The sequence below is a fragment of the Candidatus Neomarinimicrobiota bacterium genome (genome assembly GCA_018647265.1).
Classification (GTDB): Bacteria; Fidelibacterota; Marinisomatia; order Marinisomatales; family TCS55; genus TCS55.
The window spans coordinates 1-2,906 of record JABGTK010000169.1; the positions used below are offsets into that span (position 1 = coordinate 1).

3 protein-coding genes are annotated in these 2,906 nt (G+C 39.0%); all 3 read right to left on the bottom strand.

Going from position 1 to position 2,906, the window contains the following annotated elements; translation table 11 throughout:
- The coding region (locus tag HN459_09935) for a SusC/RagA family TonB-linked outer membrane protein (protein ID MBT3479760.1) at positions 1 to 558 on the bottom strand (558 nt) is incomplete at its 3' end.
- A gap of 174 nt (positions 559 to 732) precedes the next feature.
- The gene (locus HN459_09940; protein ID MBT3479761.1) at positions 733 to 1,392 is read right to left on the bottom strand and encodes a hypothetical protein; all 660 of its coding nucleotides are present in this window, start codon (positions 1,390 to 1,392) and stop codon (positions 733 to 735) included.
- Between the two features lie 21 nt (positions 1,393 to 1,413).
- Positions 1,414 to 2,880: a Na+/H+ antiporter NhaC gene (gene nhaC, locus HN459_09945; protein MBT3479762.1), complete on the bottom strand. Its 1,467-nt coding sequence runs from the start codon at positions 2,878 to 2,880 to the stop codon at positions 1,414 to 1,416.
- Between the last annotated feature and the right edge of the window lie 26 nt (positions 2,881 to 2,906).

Below are 2,906 nucleotides of genomic sequence, written 5' to 3' on the forward strand. Positions count from 1 at the left end.
CGGCTGACTGCTACCGGAAATTGTATTATTGCCACGTATTCTAATGGAAGAGCCAGAGCCTGGGTCGCCACTTACAGCATTAACAATCACATTTGATGCCTTAGATGATAAAGAATTCATTATCAAAGCCTCACCTGAACGCGTCATATCAGCCGGCGTTACAGAAACACTTGAAGAACCTTGTTGATCTCGGTTTACCTCAAAGCCTAATGCTGTAACACTAATGCCTTTTAAAGCAATGGCATCAATCGCCAAAGAAAAGTTTTGCGTTGCACTACCACTAGTAGGCACAGAAACACTTGTAGATTGTTTTGTATGCCCAATGTAAGAAGCTGTTAAAGTAACGGATTGTCCACCGACAGTACCGGATGGTACTTCGATGCGATAATCTCCATCTGATCCAGCCGCGGCGCCGAGGGCAGTTCCATCGACAACAACATTTGCACCAGCCAAGGCGTTACCATTGACATCAGTCACGGTACCTTGGATTGTTGACTGTGCACTTACTATTCCCAATCCTACGGTGAATAAAAGTGACATTTTTAAATATCTTTTCATAAGATATGCTCTCCCTATTTGTATTAATTCTAAATTGAATTCTTGTGAAAAAAGATGCGATAATCCTGTCGATACTAAGGATTAAATACGTCTTCTCCTAGTCCAGTATAACATTATTAACCAATTATATGCAATATGTTTATTATACATTTTGTAAATAAATTTATTATCTGTTTATTGCGATTCCTTTAACTCCTTGATATATTTATAAACAGTTGGACGCGTCAGAGACAATGTATCACTGATAATTGCTACGGCACCCCGTTTATTCAAATGTCCACCATTAATTAAAAACTCTATAATACCATGTTTATCTTTTCTTGAAAATATTTTATTTGTAAGCCCATTAGTTACACGGTAATGGTTAATAGCAATCTGGATATCTTCTTTTGTATTGCCGTAAAAAAATGCCTCTTTTTTCTGTGTTACAGGATTCTCTTCAGTTCCTGTGAAGAATGATAGCACGTCGGAAAATTGGGTAAAGACTGAAATGTCGTAATTCAACCCAAGTGAACCGATAATTTGTTTTTCTGAATTTCGTATGGTTAAAGATGAAGATTTTAACGGTTTGCCATCGGGACTTTCATTCTTATAATTTACAACCTGATCTGGCACTTCGCCTTTTGCCTTTTTATAGCCAAAATCTGAGGTGCCCTCACCTACTTTTCTACCGGTCACGTGATTATTAAAGATGGCAATAATTGAATGTTCCGGATAACGAAGATCATGCACAATAACCTCTAAATGTGGCTTAAACATATCCGAAAGCACTTCACCCATTTTAATATAGTGGGATAATATTTCGCTATCGGTGAGTTTTTCTTTTTTAGACATTTTATTATTTGGAACTATGAATTAAACACGCTCCAAAGGTAATTCCGATTCGTTCAGTTTTTCTATCTTTATATTGAATAAGCCATAAATAATGGCCACAACAGGATTAATTAAATTAAAAAAGCAAAAAGGCAAATAGGCAAACGTGGCCACCCCAAGAGAAGCAGACATATATGCCCCACAAGTATTCCAAGGAACCAATGGAGAGGTGATTGTTCCTGCATCTTCTAAAGTTCGAGATAAATTTTTCGGCGCCAAATTCCTTCGAGCGAATTCAGCACGAAACATCCGACCAGGGAGAACGATAGCAATATATTGATCGGCAGTAATAATGTTTATACCAATACAAGTTGCAATGGTTGTTACAATCAAAGATCCAGTAGAATTCACAAAAGACAATAATGACTCTACCACTTTATTTAACAATCCAGTCGTTTCCAACACAGCACCATATGTAAGTGCACATATCACCAGCCAGATAGTATTTAGCATGCTAATCATACCACCGCGGGTTAAAAGTTCATCTACTACGGTTACACCGCTTTCCAGGGCAAACCCTGAATGGAGGGCCGTCCAAACACCCGAGAGCATAGTCAAACCTGAAGAAAGGTCTGGGCGATTTGCGTAATTTGCCACCACCTGTGGCTGCAGAATAACGGCAAAGATTCCACCCAATAAAGCGCCAATCATTACGGTTGGGAAAGCAGGCATCTTTTTAAAAGCTAAAATAAATACCGTCAACAATGGAATAAAAGAAAGTAGGCTAATATTGAATGTTTTCTCAATCGTATCTTGAATAAGAGAGAGTCCGCCTACATCTTCAGTTATTGATCCCTGAAAACCCATTATTAAAAAGAGAATCAGCGCTATAACTAGACTTGGGCCTGTGGTCCAAATCATGTGTCGAATATGGGTAAATAAATCAGTTCCCGCCACGGAGGGGGCTAAATTTGTGGTATCGGATAATGGCGACATTTTATCACCGAAATATGCGCCAGAAATAACTGCTCCTGCGGTAACTGCGGGAGATAAACCCAATCCTGCAGCAATCCCCATCAAAGCGACACCAAGGGTTCCTGCTACTGTCCATGAGCTACCAATACTCAGCGCTGATACTGCGCATATCAAACAGGCTGCGAAATAGAAGATAGATGGCGATAGAATATTCAACCCATAATAAATCATCGTCGGTACAGTTCCAGACATAATCCAAGTTCCTATTAATGCACCCACCGCAAGCAAAATTAATATCGCGCCCATTCCTAAGGAAATCCCCTGGATAATCCCCTTCTCAATTTCCTTCCATTTGTAACCATTTTTTATACCAATAATTGCTGCAAGGCAGGCTGCCAAGATTAACGCAATTTGGTTACCGCCGTATGAAGAGTCTGAACCATAGATATATACTGACAATGCTAGCATAACTATTAAAAAAAGAATGGGAATTAAAGCATCAATCATTGAAGGGGTTTTAGTCTTGGTGCTCATTTAGTTATTCCTAAAATTTGGTTTTC